This is a genomic window from Parabacteroides faecis (assembly GCF_014647375.1).
Classification (GTDB): domain Bacteria; phylum Bacteroidota; class Bacteroidia; order Bacteroidales; family Tannerellaceae; genus Parabacteroides; species Parabacteroides faecis.
This window is the reverse complement of sequence record NZ_BMPB01000006.1, coordinates 389760-412344: the sequence shown is the minus strand read 5'-3', so window position 1 is coordinate 412344 and position 22585 is coordinate 389760. Positions and strand designations below refer to the sequence as shown.

The window sequence follows — 22585 nt, the reverse complement described above, 5'->3', positions numbered from 1 at the left end:
TATTCTAATTGTCAATTGTCTATTGTCAATCGCCAATTATATTTATTCTTCTACATCTTTAGCGTACTTGTCGGCAACGTTAGCGTTCAAAGCTTCTTCGTCTTCTTTCTTAGTACGTTCTTTCTTTACAGTAGCTTTGCCTTTGCGTTCTCTTTTAGCACCTTCGCCTTCGCCAGCAGCTTCTGTATCGATCTTTTCAGCTTTGCGTTCCTGCAAACCTTCGTTCATTGCTTCGCAGATAGCGCCTAAGATAACTTCTACAGATTTAGTAGCGTCGTCGTTAGCCGGGATCACGTAGTCGATGTTGTTCGGGTTTGAGTTAGTATCAACCATACCGAATACCGGGATACCCAGACGGTTGGCTTCGCGAACTGCAATATGTTCTTTCATCACGTCAACAACGAACAAAGCAGACGGAAGACGAGTCAGGTCTACAATAGAACCTAATGTCTTTTCCAGCTTAGCACGCTGACGAGTGATCTGAAGTTTTTCTCTTTTTGACAGGTTATCAAATGTACCGTCTTTTGTCATCTTATCGATAGTAGTCATCTTTTTGATGGCTTTACGGATAGTCGGGAAGTTAGTCAACATACCACCCGGCCAACGTTCGATAACGTAAGGCATACCTACAGAAAAAGCCTTATCAGCGACAACTTGTTTTGCTTGTTTTTTAGTAGCAACGAAAAGTACTTTCTTTCCCTGTTTTGCCAGGTTTTTCATTACTTCTGCTGCTTCGTCTACTTTAGCAACTGTTTTATATAAATCAATGATATGAATACCATTGCGCTCCATAAAGATATAAGGAGCCATAGCGGGATTCCACTTTCTTTTTAAGTGTCCGAAGTGTACACCAGCTTCTAATAACTGATCAAAATTAACTCTTGACATTTTTTTCTTTTTAAATCGTTTACTTTCTGTTTAATTTTCAACCATCAGGTAGTTCCCCGGCATGTCCACATGCAAAAGAAATCCCGACAATTTAGATACTAAACGCTTTGTCCTTGTAAGAAACTCACAAATAACATTAACGTTTGCTGAACTGGAATCTCTTACGAGCTTTCGGCTGACCCGGTTTCTTACGTTCAACAGCACGAGGATCGCGAGTTACGAATCCTTCTGCTCTCAACGCAGGTTTGTCTTCCGGATTAATCTTGATCAAAGCACGAGCGATAGCCAAACGGGCAGCTTCTGACTGACCTTTGAAACCACCACCATCCAGGTTGATCTTGATATCATATTGTTCTTCAACGCTCAGTTTTGCAAGCGGTTGCTTTACAATGAACTGAAGGATTGTAGAAGGAAAGTAATTAGCAAGATCACGTTTGTTGATAGTTATCTTTCCCGTTCCTTCGCTTACGAATACGCGAGCAACTGCTGCTTTACGTCTTCCTATTGCATTTACTACTTCCATAGTTATTATTTAAGTGAGTTTATATCGATTGACTTAGGCTGTTGAGCTTCGTGTTTGTGCTCTGTTCCTTCATATACATATAAGTTAGCAAGTAACTTAGCACCCAGACGGTTTTTAGGCAACATACCCTTTACTACTTTTCTGAACAAATGACTGGCACCCTTCTTCATCAGGTCGTTAGGTGTGTACTCGATCTGTCCACCGGGATATCCGGTATATCTCAAATAAATACGATCGTTCCATTTGTTTCCTGTCAGAACGATTTTATCTGCATTGATAATGATTACATTATCACCACAATCAACATGAGGAGTGAAGTTGGGTTTGTACTTGCCGCGCAAAAGTTTTGCTACTTTTGCACAAAGGCGTCCCAAAGTCTGTCCATCAGCGTCAACGATGACCCACTCTTTGTTTACAGTTGCTTTGTTTGCAGAAATGGTCTTAAAACTTAAAGTATCCACTGCTTAATAAATTAATTAATTAATAACTCTAAAAAACAAGCGCTTAGTTTTTTCGCTGTCACTATCACTACGGACACTTGACGTAATAATGTGCTAGAAACTAAACTCTTAGTACAATTTGATAATATTCGGCTTGCAAAGGTACGGCTTTTCTTCGAAATACAAAACTTTTGTACATCTTTTTCATTATGAACCGCTAAGAGAGACGTGGATACTTATCGGCGGAAGTAATATCCCAGTGAGAAAGTTACGTTATTCTGGTAGAGGGAAGATTCGCCGTCATGTTTGGAAGTACGGCGGTCCAAAGTACCGCACAGGGCAGATACGGAAAAGAAGAAATTCGAATATTCAACCTGCAATCCGAGGTTCACCCCCAGATCGAATGTTTTAAGGTCTGCCTCGCCCGATTGTCCGAAAACGATATCGGTGTCGACATTTTGGGTACGCATTTTACCGAACAGGGAGAAATCGACTGCCGGACCGGCCATCACGCTGAAATAAACATCTGTGAACTGAAAGGTATATACCAGATTGACCGGTATTAAAATAGAATAATAGTTACATTTTGTTTTCGGATACACCCGACCTGTTCCATCTTCATCCGGTATATTGGAAAGATAATTTCCTCCCTGATGCACGAAAGCTACTTCCGGCTGCAAAGATAATCTTTTATATAAAGGTATCTGGGTCAACCCTGCCACACTAAATCCGAAACGGGCACCCGATTGATAATTATTGTCTATTTTCTGTACCAGCGAAGAATAAGCCAAACCGCCACGCACACCCCAAGTGACCTGGGCAGTTACCGGTATAATCATCAACATCACCAATATAATTACCAATCCGATCTTTTTCATAACTATATACTATTTTCCATGAGCAAAGATAGTTTTTTTTTCTAATGATGATACTTATTCGATGATTTTAACGTATGATTCTGTAAAAACGTAACAAAAGTAGTACCTTTGTTAGGTAAAATATAAAAGTTTTTTCAATCATATATATGGAACCATTTATACATCTACACGTCCACACGCAATACTCGCTACTGGACGGACAAGCCTCCATTGATGCCCTCGTAGACAAGGCACAAAAGGACGGCATGAATGCTATTGCTGTTACCGATCATGGTAACATGTTCGGTATAAAAGAGTTCTTTAACAAGGTATCCAAGAAGAACGGAAAGCCGCTTGGAGCCATCAAAGACCTGGAAAAAGAGCAGAAAGCGCTCAAAGGAAAAGAAGAACTCACTGCTGAAGAACAGGCACGCCTGGGAGAAATCCCGGTATTGATAGAAGCTGAAAAGAAAAAAATATTTAAACCCATCATCGGATGCGAATGCTACTGTGCGCGCAACGGCAGATTCAGCAAAACCGCTAAAGAAGACCGAAGCGGTTACCATCTGATCGTTCTGGCGAAGAACCTGAACGGTTACAAAAATCTGATCAAGATGGTTTCCATCTCATGGACGGAAGGTTTTTATGGCCGCCCTCGTATCGATCATGAACTGCTGGAGAAATACCATGAAGACCTGATCATTTGCTCTGCCTGCCTGGGAGGTGAAATACCTCAGCATATCATGCACGATCGGATAGATAAAGCTGAAGAGTCGATCCTTTGGTTCAAGAACCTGTTCGGCGAAGATTATTACCTGGAAATGCAACGGCACGAGACACATGACCCGAATGCCGACTGTACTACCTTTCCGAAGCAGCAGGAAGTAAACAAGGTCCTGATCGAACTGGCACGTAAACACAATGTGAAGCTGATCGCCACCAACGACGTCCATTTTGTCAATCAGGAAGATGCCGAAGCGCACGACCGCCTGATCTGCCTCAGTACAGGCAAAGACCTCGATGATCCGACCCGTATGCGCTATTCCAAACAAGAATGGATGAAGACGACTGCAGAGATGAATGCCATCTTTGCCGATATTCCCGAAGCACTCAGCAATACACTTGAAATAGCCGATAAAGTCGATTTCTATTCGATCGACAGCGGCCCTATCATGCCGACTTTCGCCATACCGGAAGAGTTCGGAACGGAAGAATCCTACCGGGCCAAACTGACTGAACAAGATTTGTTCGAAGAGTTTACCCGTGACGAAAACGGCAAGGTCGTTTTAAGTGAAGAAGATGCCAAAGACAAAATAAAAAAACTAGGCGGATACGACAAATTATATCGTATCAAACTGGAAGCCGATTATCTTCGTAAACTGACTTACGACGGCGCCAAAATATGTTATGGTGAAAACCTGACGGACGAAGTCAGGGAACGTCTGGATTTCGAGCTGCATATCATGAAGACAATGGGGTTCCCCGGATACTTCCTTATCGTACAAGACTTTATTGCTGCCGCCCGTGAAGAGTTAGGCGTATCGGTAGGTCCCGGACGTGGTTCGGCTGCCGGCTCGGCTGTAGCCTATTGCCTGGGGATCACCAAGATCGACCCGATCAAGTACGACCTCCTGTTCGAGCGTTTCCTGAATCCCGACCGTATCTCCCTCCCCGATATCGATACCGACTTCGATGATGACGGCCGCGGCGAGGTGTTACGCTGGGTAACGGAAAAATACGGAGCCGACCGAGTTGCCCACATCATCACTTATGGTACGATGGCAACCAAATCGGCGATAAAAGACGTAGCCCGTGTACAGAAACTTCCACTTTCAGAATCGAATCGCCTGGCAAAACTGGTACCGGATAAGATCCCGGATATGAAGAAGTTCAAACTGAAAGATGCAATCAACTACGTACCGGAACTGAAAGAGGCCGCCACCGGAAATGATCCTTTGGCACGCGACACACTGAAATATGCACAAATGCTGGAAGGTAATGTACGAAATACCGGGGTACATGCCTGTGGTGTTATTATCGGTCGTTACGATATATCCGATGTCGTACCCGTAAGTACCGCGAAAGACAAGGAAACCGGCGAAGAAATGCTCGTAACCCAATATGAAGGTTCGGTAATTGAAGAGACAGGATTGATCAAGATGGACTTTTTGGGACTGAAAACCCTGTCCATCATTAAAGAAGCTATCGAAAACATACGGCTTACCACCGGTCATATCCTCGATATCGACCATATCAGCCTGGAAGATCCCAAAACATACGAACTGTATTGTACCGGAAAAACAACCGGAACATTCCAGTTTGAATCGGCAGGTATGCAAAAATACCTGAAGGAGTTGCAACCTTCCAAGTTTGAAGACCTGATCGCCATGAACGCCCTGTATCGTCCGGGACCTATGGACTACATTCCCGACTTTATCGACCGTAAGCACGGACGTAAGCCGATCGAGTATGATATTGCCGTAATGGAAAAATATCTGAAAGATACTTACGGCATTACAGTCTATCAGGAACAAGTCATGCTTCTGTCTCGTTTGTTGGCAAACTTCACCCGTGGCGAGAGTGACGCTCTGCGTAAAGCGATGGGTAAGAAGCTGATCGACAAAATGAACCACCTGAAATCAAAATTCATGGCAGGTGGGCAGGCGAACGGTTATGAAGCAAAGACACTTGAAAAAATCTGGTCCGACTGGGAAAAGTTTGCATCCTATGCCTTCAATAAGAGTCACGCGACCTGCTATTCATGGGTTGCTTACCAGACTGCCTTCCTGAAGGCGAACTATCCTTCGGAATACATGGCAGCCGTACTGAGCCGAAGTTTGTCGAATATCGTGGATATCACGAAGTTCATGGACGAATGTAAAGCGATGGGTATCCAGGTGCTTGGCCCTGATGTAAACGAATCTATCCTGAAGTTCAGCGTAGATAAAAATAAGAATATCCGTTTCGGACTGGGAGCCGTAAAAGGTGTTGGAGAAGCAGCGGTACAGAATATTATTGAAGAACGGAAAAAGAATGGTCCGTACCGGAATATTTTTGACTTTGTGGAACGAGTGAACCTTACTGCCTGCAATAAGAAAAACATCGAATCGCTGGCATTGGCCGGCGCGTTCGACAACTTCGGCATACAACGCGAACAGTTCTTTGGAGAGACAGGAAAAGGCGAAATTTTCCTGGATACACTGGTACGCTACGGCAACAAATACCAGATGGACAAGAACACAGCCGCCAATTCATTGTTCGGCAGCGACGACCTCTCGGTTGCCATCGCCAAACCGGAACTTCCGGTTTGCCAGCGCTGGAGCGACCTGGAACGTCTGAACAAAGAAAAGGAACTGGTCGGCATCTATCTTTCCGCCCACCCATTGGACGAATACCGCATCGTTCTGACTTACGTATGCAATACAGGTATGGCAGAGATTAACGACCGGGAAAGCCTGAAAGGGCGTGAAATACTGCTGGGCGGCATCGTAACAGACTTCAGGGAAGGTATGACCAAAACCGGTAAACCTTACGGGGTGGTCAAGATAGAAGACTTTACCGGTAGCGGCGAAATTGCATTGTTCGGTAACAACTATATAGAATACAGTAAATACTGCAAACAGGGCATGTATCTACTTATTACAGCCCGTGTAGAACCACGTCGCTGGAATGAGAATGAACTCGATTTCAACATCGGTTCCATCCGCTTGTTACAGGACGAGAAAGACAAGTTGATCGAAAAGATTAGCATCACGCTGCCGATACATGATCTCGATGAGCCTACAGTCAATGAATTATCGGTGCTGATCAAAAACAATCCGGGACAGAGCTTGTTATATTTCAGAGTAGTAGACGGCGAACATAATATCGCACAAAATTTCTTCTCACAGAATATCCGGTTAAATGTAACAGGCAAACTGGTTGAATTCCTGCAAGAGAACGAGAATATTGATTTCAAAATTAATGGGTAAAGTTGTATGGTGCGGAAAGAATTAGTACTTTTGGCACCGCAAAAGGGAACAATTTAAATTAGATATATAATTATGGCACTAGAAGTTACAGATGCAAATTTTGAAGAGTTGGTAAACTCAGGTAAGCCTATGGTCCTTGACTTTTGGGCAGAATGGTGTGGTCCTTGCCGCATGGTAAGCCCGATCATCGATGAATTGGCAACCGAATATGAAGGTCGCGTTACCATAGGAAAAATGGATGTAGACAACAATAACGATGTTGTTGCCCAGTTCGGTATTCGCAATATTCCTACCGTACTTTTCTTTAAAGACGGAAAGTTAGTTGACAAACAGGTAGGTGCTGCACAGAAACCGGCATTTGTTGCTAAGGTCGACGCACTTTTATAATTTATTTTATAGCGCGGAGCATTTCGCGTTTTCCCGGGGGGCCGGGTATTCTTTCAACGGAATACCCGGCCTTCTGCATCATACGGCGGACTACTCCTTTGGCACAATAGGTAGTAAGAATCCCTCCTTCCGACGTATGTGCATATAATCTATCGAATATCTCCTGACTCCACATCTCCGGTTGTTTGTCCGGAGCAAAGGCATCGAAATAGATAAGATCCATATCTTCGGGCAGTGTACAACTGTTATTATCTCCCTGTATCTTATGTAAAGTAAAATGATCGGTTATTTTTACCGGTTCATTCCAGGCTGCAGAATGTAATGCAGTAAACAACATTTTCTTTTCCGGACAGATCATATCTCCGTAATTCAATGCCCGGACCAAAGCGGGATCAAGCGGATAAAGTTCCACAGAAAAGTAATCAACGGAACGGTCCTCATTTTCTGCATCCAGCAGAGTCAGATAAGCATTCAATCCCGTACCAAAGCCGACTTCAAAAACAGTAATATCCTTTTTTTCCTGACGATGTAATCCGGCTTCAATAAAAACGTGACGTGATTCCTGCACCGCTCCATTTACCGAATGATAATGTTCATCCATCTCCGGGATGAACAATGTATGACTTCCATCTGCCGTCTCCTGCAATTCTCTTTTCATATATTTTCTGACCTGTCTGTATTTTTACAAACATACAAAGATATAAAAATATCGTTTGCGCCATGAGACTACATTTACAGAATACCCGAAGACAAACAAAAATTATACCTGCAAAAAGGTTCTATTCTCACAGATTTCATCCCAAATATATGATTCACTAAAAGATATATACAATCTGTCAAAACTCAAACCCCTTGATTCACCGAAACTTCTGAAACAATCCCATACATTTGCCGCAGTAAAAATATTCAGTCCTGAATTTTATAAATAGGAAAATGGAAAGAGAAATTATCATCGCAAACGACTTATCTGAAATAATCAATGTCACACGATTTATAGAATCTGCGGGGGTAAGCCTTTGCATATCTTCCAATATGACAAGGCGTGTCTGTCTCGCTATTGAAGAGGCTATCAGTAACATTATCCACCACGCATATCCGAGTAAAGAGAAAAGTGATATCAAACTAAAATTAAGCCACGTCAACGGAGATATCACTTGCATGATCACTCATAACGGATTAAATTCCGATCCAACCGTTCCTTTTATCGACACAGATAAATCATCATTGGAAACTCTCATAACCGGGGGACAGGAATTTTTCCTTATATTCAAGACAATGGATGAAGTAGCTTTTCATTCGAATGGTTCACAAAGTTTTCTAATGTTGACCAAAAGGGTAGAGATTGGTCTGGAAGAAGAAGGTTCTTTCAACACTAACATCTGCCGCGTAGCCGGGGGAGCTATTATCACCATAGAAGGACGCCTGGATACGGTTAACGCCCGTAAATTTGAATTCGCCCTTCAACCTTTACTGGAAAACTGCGCGATCGAAATCATCCTCAATTGTGAAGATCTTACATACATAAGCAGTTCCGGATTGCGTTGCTTTATTCTGATGCAAAAAAAGGTAAGTAGTCAGCACGGACAACTGATCATGAAAAATATGCAACCCGAAATACGCAAAATATTCGACATGACCGGTTGCTCATCTTTGTTCAACATTCGTTAGTACTTCTGCTATGAAACGAAAACGACATATATATTGTATTCTGCTTATCCTGATCTCCGCATATGGTACACTATCAGGGCAAACTATCACCATCACTCCCAAGTGGACAGCGCAGGCCCAGTTCGCCGGCTACTATGTCGCCGATAAAATGGGGTTTTACAAAGAAGAAGGTATTGATATCCGTATTGTACATACAGCCCTTTCAGAAAGTTCTTTTTCAGTCCTGCAAAGTGGAAAATCACAGGCGGCCGTCATGAACCTGTCGTTCGCTTTAACCGCAAGGGCAGCCGGTGCTCCCCTCGTCAATATCATGCAAACCTCACAAGAAAACAGCCTGATACTGGTAAGCCGACATCCTCTGAAAGATATAAGCTCGTTACGCCATCAGGAAATAGCTGTCTGGAACCACTTAAGTCAAGACCTGCTGGATCGCTTTGCCGCCCATTATGAACTCGACGGAAAATGGATACGCTTCAACGGAGGTGTTAACCTTTTCCTGACCGGAGCTGTGGATATTTGTCTTGTAGGAAGTTACAATGAATATATTCAACTTTTCGAATGCGGATTGAAAACAGATTCTTTCTATTCGTTACATTTTACTGACTTCGGATATGATTTACCCGAAGACGGACTTTATGTTACTCAACCTTTTTATGAATCCCACCCCGAAATGATCCGAAAACTGGTACGTGCCAGCATCCGCGGATGGCAATGGGCCAACGAGCACAAAGAAGAAACACTCGATATACTGATGCAGATCATTCGCGAGAACAATATCGGGACCAACCGTTATCATCAACGAAAAATGCTGGAAGAAGTACTCCGTTTGCAAACAAATAAAAGTACCGACAAACGGACCTTCCGCCTAAGCCCGGAAGGCTTTAAAAAGGCAACAGATATCCTGCTGGATGAACAGGAAAAGAAAAAGATACTTTATACAGATTTCGTAAAATAATCTACCATGCACCCCTTTAGACAAATATTTCAATTCAAGTCTTTTGCCACCCGCATGAGTGTCTATGTACTCTCATTCGCACTGGTAGTATTTGCCGTCATCATAGTGCTGTTCTATTCATACAGTCGTGAGAAGGTCACCGATTATGCGATCAAATCTACGCATGGGCAATTATACAATACGGCTATCGAGATCAATAATCTGTTACAGACCGTAGAAACAACGATGTATCAATCAGTCTGGACGATAGAAGAAAGCCTGAACGATCCGGACTCATTATACCGCATCATAGCCGCCGTAGCAGAGAATAACGACCTCATAGAAAGTAGTGGCATCGCATTCGAACCCTACTATTACAAAACAAAAGGGAAATATTTCATGCCCTACGTGTCGGTTATAAACAAAAAAACGGAATATTCGCTACTGGGCAGTCAAAGTTATGATTATCCTTGTATGGATTGGTACCTGATCCCTAAGTTGCTAAAGCAGGATTACTGGAGCGAGCCTTATTATGACCAGGGAGGCGGCAACTTTATAATGAGTACCTATTCGCTCCCTTTATTAGACAAGGAAGGAAAAGTGTATGCTATCTTTACAGCTAACATATCATTATCCCGGTTCACGACCATGATAGATCAGTTGAAACCGTATTCATCCAGTTTCACATTCCTGATCAGCCGCAACGGCAGTTATCTGACTTATCCTGACCATGAGAAAATAATGAATGAAACGATCCTGACCGATGCGTTTACCTCGAATAATACGGGCTTGGAAAATGTCGGACAAGAAATGTTGGCCGGACAGACCCATACAGCGCAAATTAAACTGAATGGTAATCCCGCTTATATTTTCTATTCATCCATACCTCACATAGGATGGTCAGTAGCCAATGTCTGTCCACCCAGTATAATTTTAAAAGACCTGGATACCATCTCCGGGCAGATACTATTCGGCTTACTGACCGGAATGCTTGTTCTGTTCTTCGTCATTCATATCATTATCCGCCGGCTCGTAAAACCGCTCGCAGCCTTTTCCGAATCGGCAAGAGTTATAGCCACCGGCCGTTTCAATGTGAAACTGCCAGAGGTTAAATCATATGACGAAATAAAAATGTTACACGATTCACTTGCTTATATGCAACAATCGCTATTCGATTATGTGATAAAACTCCATGAAACTACGGCGACAAAAGAACGTATTGAAAGCGAACTGTCCATAGCCCGGGAAATCCAGATGGGAATGATCCCTAAAACATTCCCGCCTTTCCCCAGCCGCCAGGATGTAGACTTATACGCGATACTCCAGCCGGCCCGGGAAGTCGGAGGTGACCTGTATGACTATTTCATCGAGAACGACAAGCTTTATTTTATCATAGGCGATGTATCGGGAAAAGGAGTTCCCGCCTCCTTATTTATGGCTATTGCGCGCAGTATGTTCCGCTCGTTTTCACGCCATACAGACTCACCGGCAACAATCGTATCGGGTATGAATAACGCTATTTCAGAAAATAACGAAACCAATATGTTCATTACGCTCATTGTCGGCGTCCTGGACCTTCATAGCGGAGAGTTAAAGATATGTAACGCGGGACATACCTTACCTGTACAAGTTTCCCCAGAGGGAAAGGTTTCGTTAATAGAAGCCCGGACACATCTGATTGTCGGTATCATGATTGACCATGAATATACAAACGAGATCTTTTATCTTGAAAAAGGTACTAAAATATTCTTTTACACAGACGGAATAACAGAGGCAGAAAATGCCAAAAAGGAATTGTACGGAGAAGCTAATATGATAAAAACATTATCTGCCAATTCCCAACAGGATATACATGCCATTGTGAGCTCCGTTATCTGTTCAGTTGCCCACCACGTACAACTGGCGGAACAAAGCGACGACCTGACAATACTGGTAATACATTATGAACCGAACAATCAAAAACAGGAAAGGAATTGATTATGACAAGCAGTAGAGAAATCAGAATAGTTAACGATCTGGAAGAAATTTCCCGGATACAGGAATTTATAGAAGAGTTAGGTAATGACCTCAATTTATCTTCTGAAACGATCATGAATATCAACCTGGCATTGGAAGAGGCAGTAGTAAATGTCATCATGTATGCCTATCCCGAAGGCGAACATCATGAAATACTACTGAAAGTAACGGTCAGTCCTCAGCAATTGATCTTTTTGCTAACAGATAGAGGACAATCGTTCGACCCGACTCAGGTACCCGATACGGATATCAAACTGCCCATAGAAGAGCGGGGAATCGGCGGACTGGGTATTTTTCTAATCCGAAGCATCATGAATGAAGTTTCATATCTGCGTCTGAAAGAAGAGAATCGGTTGATAATGAAAAAAGACCTGTAAAGCTGAGTTTACAAAGATTACCTCAGTTTATCACGTCATTTTATTTATCTTTGTGGACCTAAAATAAAAACAAAGATGATAAAGAAGCTTGTTGTCTTTTTTCTATTCCTTACCTGTACTCAGATAGCACAGGCACAGAAGACTTATTCCATCAAGGGAATGGTAAAAGAAGCGGCAAGCGGGGAACCCATCCCCTATGCAACCGTTATTATATGGAATACGACACAGGGAACGGCTACCGACTCTATCGGTAATTTTGAAATAACGGGAGTCGCCCCCGGCAGCTATCGCCTGCAGGCTTCGTTTCTCGGATACAAACCTGCGGTAACAGCAGAATTCCGTGTTGCCAATAAAGATATCTTTTTCCCCATCGAACTGGATCCTGCCAGTGAAAATTTGCAGGAAGTCAGTGTCGTTGCCTCCCCTTTTCGTAAAACGGCTGAAAGTCCGCTCGGTCTGCGTGTCATCGGATTTAAAGAGATTGAAAAGAGCGCGGGCGGGAACCGGGACATCTCACGTGTCGTACAATCTTTTCCCGGCGTAGCTTCCACAGCCGCATTCAGGAACGACCTGATGGTAAGAGGCGGCGGACCGTCCGAAAACCGTTTTTTCCTGGATGGAGTAGAAATTCCCAATATTAACCATTTCTCTACACAAGGTGCTTCGGGAGGACCGGTCGGAATTATCAATCCCGATTTCATACGTGAAGTCAATTTCTATTCAGCAGCTTTCCCGGCAGCCAGAGGAAATGCACTGAGTTCGGTACTGGACTTCAAACTACAGGACGGTAATAAAGAAAAGTTTTCCCTGCGTGGTGTGCTCGGAGCCTCCGATGTCGGCCTGTCGGTCAATGGTCCTATAGGAGATAAAACGACCTACCAGGTATCCGTCAGACGTTCCTATCTGCAATTCCTGTTCGATATGATCGGACTTCCTTTTCTGCCGACCTTCACGGATGCACAGTTCAAGATCAAACATTCTTTCAACAAGAAAAACGAACTGACATTTCTTGGGTTAGGTGCCATCGACGATATGAAACTGAACACCGGCATGGAAGATATGAGTGAGAAAAACCAATATATCCTCGCCTATCTGCCCGTTGTCAAACAAAAAACATACACGCTGGGAGCCGTCTACAAACATTATACAGGAAAAAATATTTATTCGCTGATCGTAAGCCGTAGCCAGATGAATAACAAGAACATCAAATACCGTGACAACGATGAAAGTACACCGGATAACCTTACATTGAATTATCGCTCGGACGAGATTGAGAATAAATTTCGCAGCGAAAATATTTTCCGTCTTCCCTATATACAGCTACAAGTAGGTGGAAATATCGATTATTCGGAATATACCAACCATACTTTTCAAAAACAATTTACCACGGTACCCAAAGAAATAACCTATCAGACCGATCTGGGTGTATGGAAATGGGGATTATATGCCACAGCGATCTATGAGAGCGACAATGAACGCTTTACTACCTCCCTCGGACTTCGTACGGATGCCAATAATTATTCATCCAAAATGAATAATATGCTAGACCAGCTATCTCCACGCCTCTCATTGTCTTACCGGATTGCCGGAGACATATATCTGAATGCGAATGCCGGACGCTACTATGAACTACCTCCTTATACCGTTATGGGATTCAAGGATAACAACGGTAATTACATCAACAAATCCAACGACCTGCAATATATCCGCAGCGATCAGGCTGGCTTAGGATTGGAATACCGTCCTGCTTCTTATCTGAAATTCACGGCAGAAGGATTTTACAAACAGTATAACCATTATCCGATGTCAGCCATCGACAGTATTCCGTTGGCATCCAAAGGAACAGACTATGGTGTACTGGGAAATGAAGCCGTTACTTCCACCGCCACCGGACATGCGTATGGCATGGAGCTGATGGGACGCTGGTATAATTATAAAGGACTTACTTTTATAGCTTCCTACACATACGTAAGAAGTGAGTTCAAAGATGGCAGAAAGACAGGCAAATACCTGCCTTCTGCCTGGGATAACAAACATCTTTTCACTTTCAGCGGAACCTACTCACTCCCCCGGAATTGGGATATAGGTGCCAAGTTCCGGGTAGTCGGCGGTGCCCCTTACACACCTTATGATGTGGAAAAGAGTAGTTATGTGGAAGCCTGGGATGCCAGCGGCAGCCTCTATTACGACTACAGCCGCTTCAACAGCGAACGCCTGAAACCTTTCACCCAGCTGGATCTGCGCGTGGACAAAACGTTTTACCTTAAGAAAGTCATGCTCGGACTTTATATAGACCTGCAGAATGTGCTTAATTCGAAATATAAAGAACAGGATGTCTACATAAAAACCGGAAAGATCGTGAACCCCGAAGCACCTAAAGAAGAACAACGATATGAACTGAAACCGGTAGAACGTATGACAGGAACCTTATTGCCCAGCATCGGCATTATGATAGAAATATAATACCCTTGATTTTCTTGCGTTTTTATTTGCCATAGTTCTGCATAGATTACAAATAATGCTTATTTTTGTAGCCGGGAATACAGACTGTAACAGAAAAGGTATCAATGTTTAAAACGATTCTGAAAAATATAAATATTACATACCACATACGAATACTATTCATACTTGTATGTTTATTATTGACTGTTCCAGGCTATGCCGAAGATGACACTCATCCAATCCTCATTATCAGTTCTTATAATCCGGATACCCGTAATACAACGCAGAACATTTCCGAATTCATGGAGGAATACAAGCATCTGGGCGGTACAGCACCGGTCATTATCGAGAACATGAACTGTAAGAGTTTACCGGAAGCTCCTTTATGGAAAGGAAAAATGGAAACTTTGCTGAAAAAATACAGTAACGAAAGCACACCTCAGGTTATTATTATTTTAGGTCAGGAAGGATGGTCCTCTTATCTGTCGCAGGATGAACCTATTTTGAAGGAGGTTCCTATTGTATGTGGAATGGTCAGCAGCAATGCTGTTATCCTACCGGACTCAAGTACCAGACTGACCGAATGGGATCCGGAAAGCATCGATATTCAGAGTTACACAAACAACGGATACCATTTATCGGGATTTACCTATAATTATGATATAAAAAAGAACATTGAACTCGCTCTCGATCTTTATCCTGCAACAAAACATTTTGCATTGATAACAGACAACAGCTACGGCGGCATCGCCTTGCAGGCTCTGGTAAAAAAAGAGCTGAAAGAGTTTCCTGACCAAAACCTGATCCTGCTGGACGGACGAAAGAACAATATTTATACGATTGTCGAACAAATAAAAAAGCTACCTAAAGAGACTGTCATTTTATTAGGGACGTGGCGCGTAGACGTAAACGACGGTTACTATGTAGGGAATGCCACCTACACCATGATGTCAGGCAACCCCGGGATTCCGGCTTTTACTTTGACTTCGATCGGACTTAGCCACTGGGCCATAGGAGGATATATCCCCAAATACCGCCCTGTCGGAAAAGATCTTGCCAAGCAGGTTATTGATATCCAGACTAAAAAAGTACAGCTAAAGGATATGAAGACGGTAAATATACCTAACACCTACACCTTCGATGCCAAAAAACTAAAAGAATTCAACATCGAAAGAAGCAAGTTGCCTGCCGACTCCATACTGATTAATATAGACGGAAACCTGTTCGTAAAATACAGATTCGAACTTTTGTTGATTGTAGCATGCGTATTACTGCTTTTCCTGGTCATGATCCTGTTTTTCCTGTTCAGGACCAACCGGTTGAAAGACGAGTTGCTGGATATACAGAAGGATAATGTTATCATCATGAATAACATACAATCTTCTATCCGTTTCATAAAACCGGATTACTCGGTCAAATGGGAGAACCAGATCAAAATGCCGTGCAGACCTCAATACGGTCCTAAAAACTGTTGCCTGGTCAAGAACGGACAAAAGCCGTATTGTGACGAATGCGCTCTGATCTCCGCTATGGAAAGCCGGAAACCTTTCGAGTTAGTCAAACAATGTGCTCCGGGCGAATATACACACGTATTTGCTAACCCGATACTGGATGCAAAGGATAATTTACTGGGTGTCGTATTCAAAAAAGAGAATGTCACCAAACAGAAACTGGCAGAAAACGAGTTAAGACTGGCAAAAGAGAAAGCGGAAGAATCCGATCACCTGAAATCGGCATTCCTTGCGAATATGAGCCATGAAATACGTACGCCGCTTAATGCTATCGTCGGCTTCTCCGGACTGCTGGCCATGACTGATGAGTTGGAAGAACGGGAAGAATACATCAATATCATCAACAACAACAACGAACTCCTGCTACAATTGATAAACGATATTCTCGACCTGGCAAAGATAGAGGCCAATACGCTCGAATTTGTTTACTCGGATGTCGATATCAACCAACTGTTATGTGATATAGAACAAACATCACGCCTCAAAGCAGCAGAGGGTGTTCAGGTTTCGTTCGTAGAGAAAATGTCCCATTGTATTATCAGGACGGATAAAAACCGTCTGTCGCAGGTAATAACCAACTTTATCAACAATGCGATCAAATTTACTAAAGAAGGGGGCATACGTTTCGGATACAAACACAAAGGAAGTCAATTAGTATTTTTTGTTTCCGATACAGGCTGTGGCATCGACAAGACCGTCAAAGACAGCGTCTTCCAACGTTTTGTCAAGTTAGATAATTTCGCACAGGGAACCGGACTCGGGTTATCCATCTGCCAGATGATCATACAGAAGTTGGGGGGAGAGATCGGCGTAGAATCGGAACTGGGGCAAGGATCGACTTTCTGGTTCACCCTGCCTGACACCGTGATCGAAGAATCACATATTGCTCCTATCGAGCCGATAAAAATAGAAATACAAAGCAGTACCTCTACGGGTAATGACAGTAAAAAATCCACTTTACTGATAGCGGAAGATAATGAAAGCAACTATACATATATAAAAGCAATACTCAAAGAATATAATCTGGTACATGCCTGGAACGGTCAGGAAGCAGTAGACCTCTATAAGAAATACCATCCGGATATGATCCTGATGGACCTCAAAATGCCGCTTATGGATGGTTACCAGGCAACAAAAGAAATACGTAAAGACAATACGGTCATACCCATTATTGCCGTAACAGCCTTTGCTTTTGCCGAAGATGAACAACGCGTCAAACAGAGCGGATTTAACGATTACGTTGCCAAACCGATCAAGCCCAACGACCTGAAAAAGAAAATAACAGAACTCTTATAACAACTAAATTACACGTGTACCGGGGAATTGCATGGTAAATGTGGTTCCTTTTTCTATTTCCGATGCAACGGTTATATTACCGCCATGCCGGTTCAGAATTTGCCGGCAGACGCTCAATCCAATCCCCGATCCTCTCTGTTTGGTTGTAAAGAAAGGGACAAACACTTTATCCAATGCTTCAGGCACGATACCGCTGCCGTTATCAGATACAGTTACGACCGGCATCCCGTCCCGTCTGAAAGCATCTATATGAATTTCAGGGAACTCACTGTCACAACAGGCTTCTATAGCATTTTTCAGCAGGTTGATAAGGACTTGTTCGATCATGCTCCGGTCGGCATACAGTCTCAGTTCTGCCGGATGAATGGAGTAAACGACATGTATACCCGCTGCCGGGACCAGTTTTTGTAAATCACTGAACAAAGTCGATACCGGAAATATCTGCATGGTCGGAGTCGGAATACGCGTCAGCTTACGGTAATTTTCCACAAAGTCGAGCAACCCTTTGCTACGACGATGAATGGTCTGTATCGCCTGCAGCATCACGGCATAATCACGTTCATTCATCCCATTCGAAGCAGCACGTTCCGTAACCGTTTCCGACAGGGAGATAATCGGGGCGATCGAATTCATGATCTCGTGCGTAAGGACACGGATCAATTTCTGCCAGGCATCCGTCTCAGCTTCCGCCACTACTGAGTTATAAAGCCGGGAACGGAATGCATTCAAGGCCTCATTCATCGAACGGGTCAACTGGGCTTCAGCACCTCCGGAAGAAGGTACCGGAAAAGAGAGGTTCAGATCCCCGTAATGGATATTCGCAATCAGATGCTCCATCCGGCGGATCGTCTTCCGCTGGTCCAGATACAAAGAGAAAGCCAGTACGACCAGGATGGCCCCCATCATAACAGATGTAAAATAAAGGCTTTTCAATATGAGGAATGCAATAGCCAGCGAGAGCAATACAATCAAAACGATCTTTATCAGGATAATATACCGTTTCATAGGCCCAGCTTATCCAGTTTCCGGTAAAGGGCAAAACGGGTAATTCCCAATAGTTCGGCAGCACGGGTCACATTCCCTTCGGCACGCCGCAAAGCACGTTCGATCGCTTCCTTCTCCAGAATGCTCAGGTTGAGCTCTTCCAGCTCTGCAATCTTATTCGATGCAGTAGGCTGAAGCATGAAATTCTCCGGTTTCAGCATCATGCCATCAGATAGGATCACTGCCCGTTCAATCGCATGTTGTAATTCGCGGACGTTCCCCGGCCAGTTGTAATTCTGCAGCTTACTCCGTGCATCACGTGAGAGACCTTTGATATCTTTCTTGTATTTACGGGCATAACGGGCAAGAAAATAATCTGCCAGCAACTGAATGTCATTACCGCGTTCCCGTAAAGGAGGAATATGTAGTTCTATCGTATTGATACGATAGAGTAAATCCTGACGGAAAGTACCCTTTCCCACCATCTCATGAATATTTATATTGGTAGCCGAGATCAGGCGGACATCAATGGTTATCGGACGTGTCGCTCCTAAACGGGTGATTTGTTGTTTCTCTATCGCTGTCAGCAATTTAGCTTGCATAGGCAGACTCAGGTTACCGATCTCATCCAGGAAAAGTGTACCGCCGGTAGCCACCTCCATACGTCCCGGTTTATCACGACGGGCATCGGTAAAAGCTCCTTTCTCATATCCGAACAGTTCACTCTCGAAAAGTTGTTCAGGGATACTCCCCAGATCGATCCCTACGAAAACCTGTCCGTTACGTGGCGAATGATGATATAAGGCACGTGCCACAAGATCCTTACCCGTACCGTTTTCACCCAGAATCAGGATATTTGCATCCGTATCACGCAACTTCTCGATCGTCGTAAAGATCTCCTGCATGGCATTACTTTCACCGATAATCTCAAACCCGTCATCCTCCGAACTCTCAAGAGCTGCTACCTGACGTTTCAGCGACCGAACCTCGGTACGGCTTTCCCGAAGTTTCAGAGCGGCAGACAAGGTAGCCAGCAACTTCTCTTTCTCCCAGGGTTTAGGTATAAAATCCGTCGCCCCGGCTTTAATGGCACGTACGGCTTTTTCCGTATCGGCATAAGCCGTAATAAAAAGAACGACAGCATCCGGGTCTGTCTTCTTTATCTTTTCAAGCCAGAAGAAACCTTCCTGCCCGCTGATGGCATCCCGCCGGAAATTCATATCCAGTAAAATCACATCGGGCACATAGCTTTCCATAAAATGCTCGATCCGTTCCGGTTGCGTAGTGACACGGATCTGTTCGACATAAGGCTCCAACAGCAGATTCAATGCAAAAAGCACATCTTCATTGTCATCGATGATTAATATTTTCCCTTGTTTCATTCCTGTTTCTGATTTGGTTGTAAAGATAAGTATAAAAGCTATTGTATGTGCGTGCGAATACGAACGTTTTTCGTGCGTACACGCACTACAAAAGCAATCGCATCGTTTCTTTTAGAACTATCAATCAACAGGTTACAAATATGGCATACTATTTGTTTCTTATAGAATATGAAACAGATAAAAAGTTACATATTATCCATAATCCTTGCCACGACGGTCCTATTTCCGGCCTACTCGCAGGACACGTTACATCTGACTTTGTCAGAGACTGTACGCATCGCACAGGAGCAATCGCCCCAGGCTATTGCCGCTCGTCATTCTTTCCGGGCATCTTACTGGAACTGGCGTTCTTTCCGGGCAAACATGCTGCCGAGTCTTACTTTCACCTCCAATCCTTCGCTGAACCGGTCGATCAGTTCGGTTACATTACCCGACGGAGGAGAGAGTTTCGTTCATCGTAACCAATTGATGATAGATGCCGGTTTAACGATCAATCAGAATATACCGTTCACAGGAGGTAGCCTCTTTGTAAAAACGGCCTTACAAAGACTGGATCTGTTTTCGGAAAAGACCAGCTCGTATAACAGTACACCGGTAGTTGTCGGATATGAGCAAAACCTGTTCGGATACAACCAGTTCAAATGGGATAGAAAAATCGAACCTATCCGCTATGTCGAATCACAAAAGAATTTGGTAGAAACACTGGAACTGGTAGCCGCACAGGCTACCCAACAGTTTTTCCAACTGGCGACTGCACAGACGAACTGGGAAATAGCACAATATAATTACGCAAATGCCGATACACTGTTCCAATATGCTAAAGGACGGTATAATATCGGGACGATCACAGAAAACGAGATGCTGCAACTGGAGCTTAACCTGCTGACCGAGCAAACAAATATGATGAACGCCCGTATCGAAGTGGACGACTGTATCCAGTCTCTACGCAGTTACCTGGGGATCAATAATGCCTCCGAACTGGTTGCCGATGTAAATGAAGAAATACCGCATTTCAATGTGGATGTAAAACAAGCTCTGGAACTGGCTTATGAAAACAATCCGGAGCCGGAATATCTGCAGCGCCGTCGGCTTGAAAGTGAAAGTGCCGTTGCACAGGCAAAAGCTTCGCGCGGCTTCAAAGCCGACCTGTACATGCAATTCGGACTGACACAGACGAATGAGAAACTGAAAGAGGCTTACCGGAATCCTTTGGACCAGCAGCTGGTCAGTTTGGGTATACGAATCCCGATCCTGGACTGGGGCGTAGGCAAAGGAAAGGTTAAAGTGGCCCTCAGCAATCGCGACAAAGTATATACCGAAGTAGAACAATCGCGCAATGATTTCGAACTGAACGTCATCAAAATGGTCAAACAGTTCAACCTGCAGGCAGATAAAGTGACGATCGCCCAAAAGACCGACCTGACCGCCCAACGCAGGAACGATGTGGCACAGAAACTTTACCTCCTGGGCAAATCCACTATCCTCGATCTCAACGCTTCCATCAGCGAAAAAGATCGGGCACGAAGAGAATATATCACGGCTTTATATAATTACTGGAGCTTGTATTACGGCCTGCGCAGCATGACCGGCTACGACTTCGAGAAAAGCCGTGAACTGACATTCGATTACGAACAATTAATGAAATAAAATAATGGACAGACCTATTGAAAAGAAACCCGTATATTACCGTTACCGCTGGCATATTGCCGGAGGTGTAGCTTTTATAATCCTCCTAGTGTATGTTTCCATCGTTGCATCCGGAGGACGAAAACTACGTACAGAGGCCGACAACCTTATTATCGGTGAAGCACAAGCGGATAAATTCCTCGAATACGTAGATGTGGAGGGCGTCGTTCAACCGATCCTGACCATTAAGATAAATGCCCGGGAAGCCGGAAGCGTCGAACGGATCGTGGCAGAAGAAGGGACTATGATGGAAAAAGGAGACACCATCCTGACCCTGAATAATCCGGACCTGGTACGTACTATCGACGACCAGCGGGACGAATGGGAAAAGCAGCTGATCTCCTACCAGGAAAAAGAGATCGAAATGGAACAGAAAAGCCTGGACCTGCAGAAGCAGACGCTACAAACGACCTACGAACTCAACCGACTGAAAAAGAGTTTCGCCCTCGATGAAGAGGAGTTCCGTATGGGTGTAAAAAGCAAAGCACAGTTGGAAGTACAGCGGGATGAATTCGAATATAAAACACAAAGTACGGCTCTGCAACTGGAAGGTTTGCGCCACGACAGTGCAGCAACCATCCTCCGCCGCGAACTGATGAAGAACGACCTGGAACGGGAACGAAAGAAATTCGACCGCGCTCAGGAACGTATGGAGAACCTGATCGTCCGTGCTCCGTTGGCAGGACAGCTGAGTTTCGTCAAAGTGACTCCGGGCCAGCAGGTACAGAGTACAGAGGCCATCGCCGAGATCAAGGTACTCGACCAGTTCAAAATACATACCTCACTCAGTGAATATTATATCGACCGTATCACCACCGGCCTCCCCGCCACGATCACCTGGCAGGGAAAGAAATATCCGTTGCGTATCACCAAAGTAGTACCGGAAGTAAAAGACCGTAACTTCGATGTCGACCTTGTCTTCACCGAAGAATCTCCCGACAATGTCCGTATCGGAAAAAGCTTCCGTGTACAGGTCGAACTGGGACAACCGGAAGAAGCCTTGGTCATCCCCCGCGGAGATTTCTTCCAGACTACCGGCGGACAATGGATATATAAACTGAACGAGGCAGGAACAAAAGCGCGTAAAGTAAGCATCAGCATCGGCCGCCAGAATCCGCAGCAGTATGAGATTACCGGCGGATTACAAGCAGGCGACAAGGTTATTGTCACCGGATATAGTACTTTTGGCGACGCGGAAGAATTGATTCTGAAATAAAAGCAGA

At 44.0% G+C, this 22585-nt stretch carries 17 protein-coding genes; 10 read left to right on the top strand and 7 right to left on the bottom strand.

What is annotated here, in order from left to right; all coding sequences use genetic code 11:
• Positions 1-42: 42 nt before the first annotated feature.
• The 4 genes from rpsB to IEY67_RS10670 all read right to left on the bottom strand — a co-directional run bounded on the left by rpsB (position 43) and on the right by IEY67_RS10670 (position 2729).
• The gene (gene rpsB, locus IEY67_RS10685) at positions 43-888 is read right to left on the bottom strand and encodes a 30S ribosomal protein S2 (protein WP_183668496.1); all 846 of its coding nucleotides are present in this window, start codon (positions 886-888) and stop codon (positions 43-45) included.
• A 136-nt stretch (positions 889-1024) separates the two neighbouring features.
• The gene (gene rpsI, locus IEY67_RS10680; RefSeq protein WP_122355426.1) at positions 1025-1411 is read right to left on the bottom strand and encodes a 30S ribosomal protein S9; all 387 of its coding nucleotides are present in this window, start codon (positions 1409-1411) and stop codon (positions 1025-1027) included.
• A gap of 5 nt (positions 1412-1416) precedes the next feature.
• Positions 1417-1872: a 50S ribosomal protein L13 gene (rplM, locus tag IEY67_RS10675; protein ID WP_007655343.1), complete on the bottom strand. Its 456-nt coding sequence runs from the start codon at positions 1870-1872 to the stop codon at positions 1417-1419.
• A gap of 215 nt (positions 1873-2087) precedes the next feature.
• Entirely contained in the window at positions 2088-2729 is a 642-nt protein-coding gene (locus tag IEY67_RS10670; protein WP_122355428.1) for a porin family protein, read from the bottom strand.
• A 146-nt stretch (positions 2730-2875) separates the two neighbouring features.
• Between IEY67_RS10670 and dnaE the strand changes: the two genes are divergently transcribed.
• A complete protein-coding gene (gene dnaE, locus IEY67_RS10665; RefSeq protein WP_183668494.1) occupies positions 2876-6679 on the top strand; it encodes a DNA polymerase III subunit alpha in 3804 nt (1267 codons plus the stop codon).
• A 72-nt stretch (positions 6680-6751) separates the two neighbouring features.
• Positions 6752-7066: a thioredoxin gene (gene trxA, locus IEY67_RS10660; protein WP_122355432.1), complete on the top strand. Its 315-nt coding sequence runs from the start codon at positions 6752-6754 to the stop codon at positions 7064-7066.
• Between the two features lies 1 nt (position 7067).
• Here the strand turns inward: trxA and mnmC2 are convergent, their stop codons facing one another.
• Complete coding sequence (gene mnmC2 / locus IEY67_RS10655) at positions 7068-7724, bottom strand: tRNA (5-methylaminomethyl-2-thiouridine)(34)-methyltransferase MnmC2 (protein ID WP_122373718.1); 657 nt, start codon at positions 7722-7724, stop codon at positions 7068-7070.
• A 275-nt stretch (positions 7725-7999) separates the two neighbouring features.
• On the opposite strand from mnmC2, the gene IEY67_RS10650 reads away from it, so the two are divergent.
• From IEY67_RS10650 to IEY67_RS10625, 6 genes are all read left to right on the top strand, one after another.
• Positions 8000-8734: an anti-sigma factor antagonist gene (locus tag IEY67_RS10650; RefSeq protein ID WP_183668491.1), complete on the top strand. Its 735-nt coding sequence runs from the start codon at positions 8000-8002 to the stop codon at positions 8732-8734.
• A gap of 10 nt (positions 8735-8744) precedes the next feature.
• Positions 8745-9689 (top strand): ABC transporter substrate-binding protein, encoded by a 945-nt coding sequence (locus tag IEY67_RS10645; protein WP_122373720.1) that lies wholly within the window; start codon positions 8745-8747, stop codon positions 9687-9689.
• Positions 9690-9695: 6 nt separating this feature from the next.
• Entirely contained in the window at positions 9696-11645 is a 1950-nt protein-coding gene (locus tag IEY67_RS10640; protein ID WP_122355440.1) for a SpoIIE family protein phosphatase, read from the top strand.
• Between the two features lie 2 nt (positions 11646-11647).
• Entirely contained in the window at positions 11648-12061 is a 414-nt protein-coding gene (locus tag IEY67_RS10635) for an ATP-binding protein (RefSeq protein WP_122355442.1), read from the top strand.
• A gap of 75 nt (positions 12062-12136) precedes the next feature.
• Positions 12137-14524 (top strand): TonB-dependent receptor, encoded by a 2388-nt coding sequence (locus IEY67_RS10630; RefSeq protein ID WP_183668489.1) that lies wholly within the window; start codon positions 12137-12139, stop codon positions 14522-14524.
• Between the two features lie 104 nt (positions 14525-14628).
• Positions 14629-17310, top strand: a complete 2682-nt coding sequence (locus tag IEY67_RS10625) for a response regulator (protein ID WP_183668487.1) — start codon at positions 14629-14631, stop codon at positions 17308-17310.
• A 3-nt stretch (positions 17311-17313) separates the two neighbouring features.
• On the opposite strand, the gene IEY67_RS10620 is transcribed toward IEY67_RS10625, so the two are convergent.
• Together IEY67_RS10620 and IEY67_RS10615 are read right to left on the bottom strand one after the other, a co-directional pair.
• The gene (locus tag IEY67_RS10620; RefSeq protein WP_183668485.1) at positions 17314-18315 is read right to left on the bottom strand and encodes a sensor histidine kinase; all 1002 of its coding nucleotides are present in this window, start codon (positions 18313-18315) and stop codon (positions 17314-17316) included.
• A complete protein-coding gene (locus IEY67_RS10615; protein ID WP_122355548.1) occupies positions 18312-19676 on the bottom strand; it encodes a sigma-54-dependent transcriptional regulator in 1365 nt (454 codons plus the stop codon). The genes IEY67_RS10620 and IEY67_RS10615 overlap by 4 nt, the downstream gene beginning before the upstream one ends.
• Before the next feature lie 168 nt (positions 19677-19844).
• Between IEY67_RS10615 and IEY67_RS10610 the strand changes: the two genes are divergently transcribed.
• Together IEY67_RS10610 and IEY67_RS10605 are read left to right on the top strand one after the other, a co-directional pair.
• A complete protein-coding gene (locus tag IEY67_RS10610) occupies positions 19845-21323 on the top strand; it encodes a TolC family protein (protein ID WP_183668483.1) in 1479 nt (492 codons plus the stop codon).
• 4 nt (positions 21324-21327) lie between these two features.
• Positions 21328-22578, top strand: a complete 1251-nt coding sequence (locus IEY67_RS10605; RefSeq protein WP_122355452.1) for an efflux RND transporter periplasmic adaptor subunit — start codon at positions 21328-21330, stop codon at positions 22576-22578.
• Positions 22579-22585 lie beyond the last annotated feature (7 nt).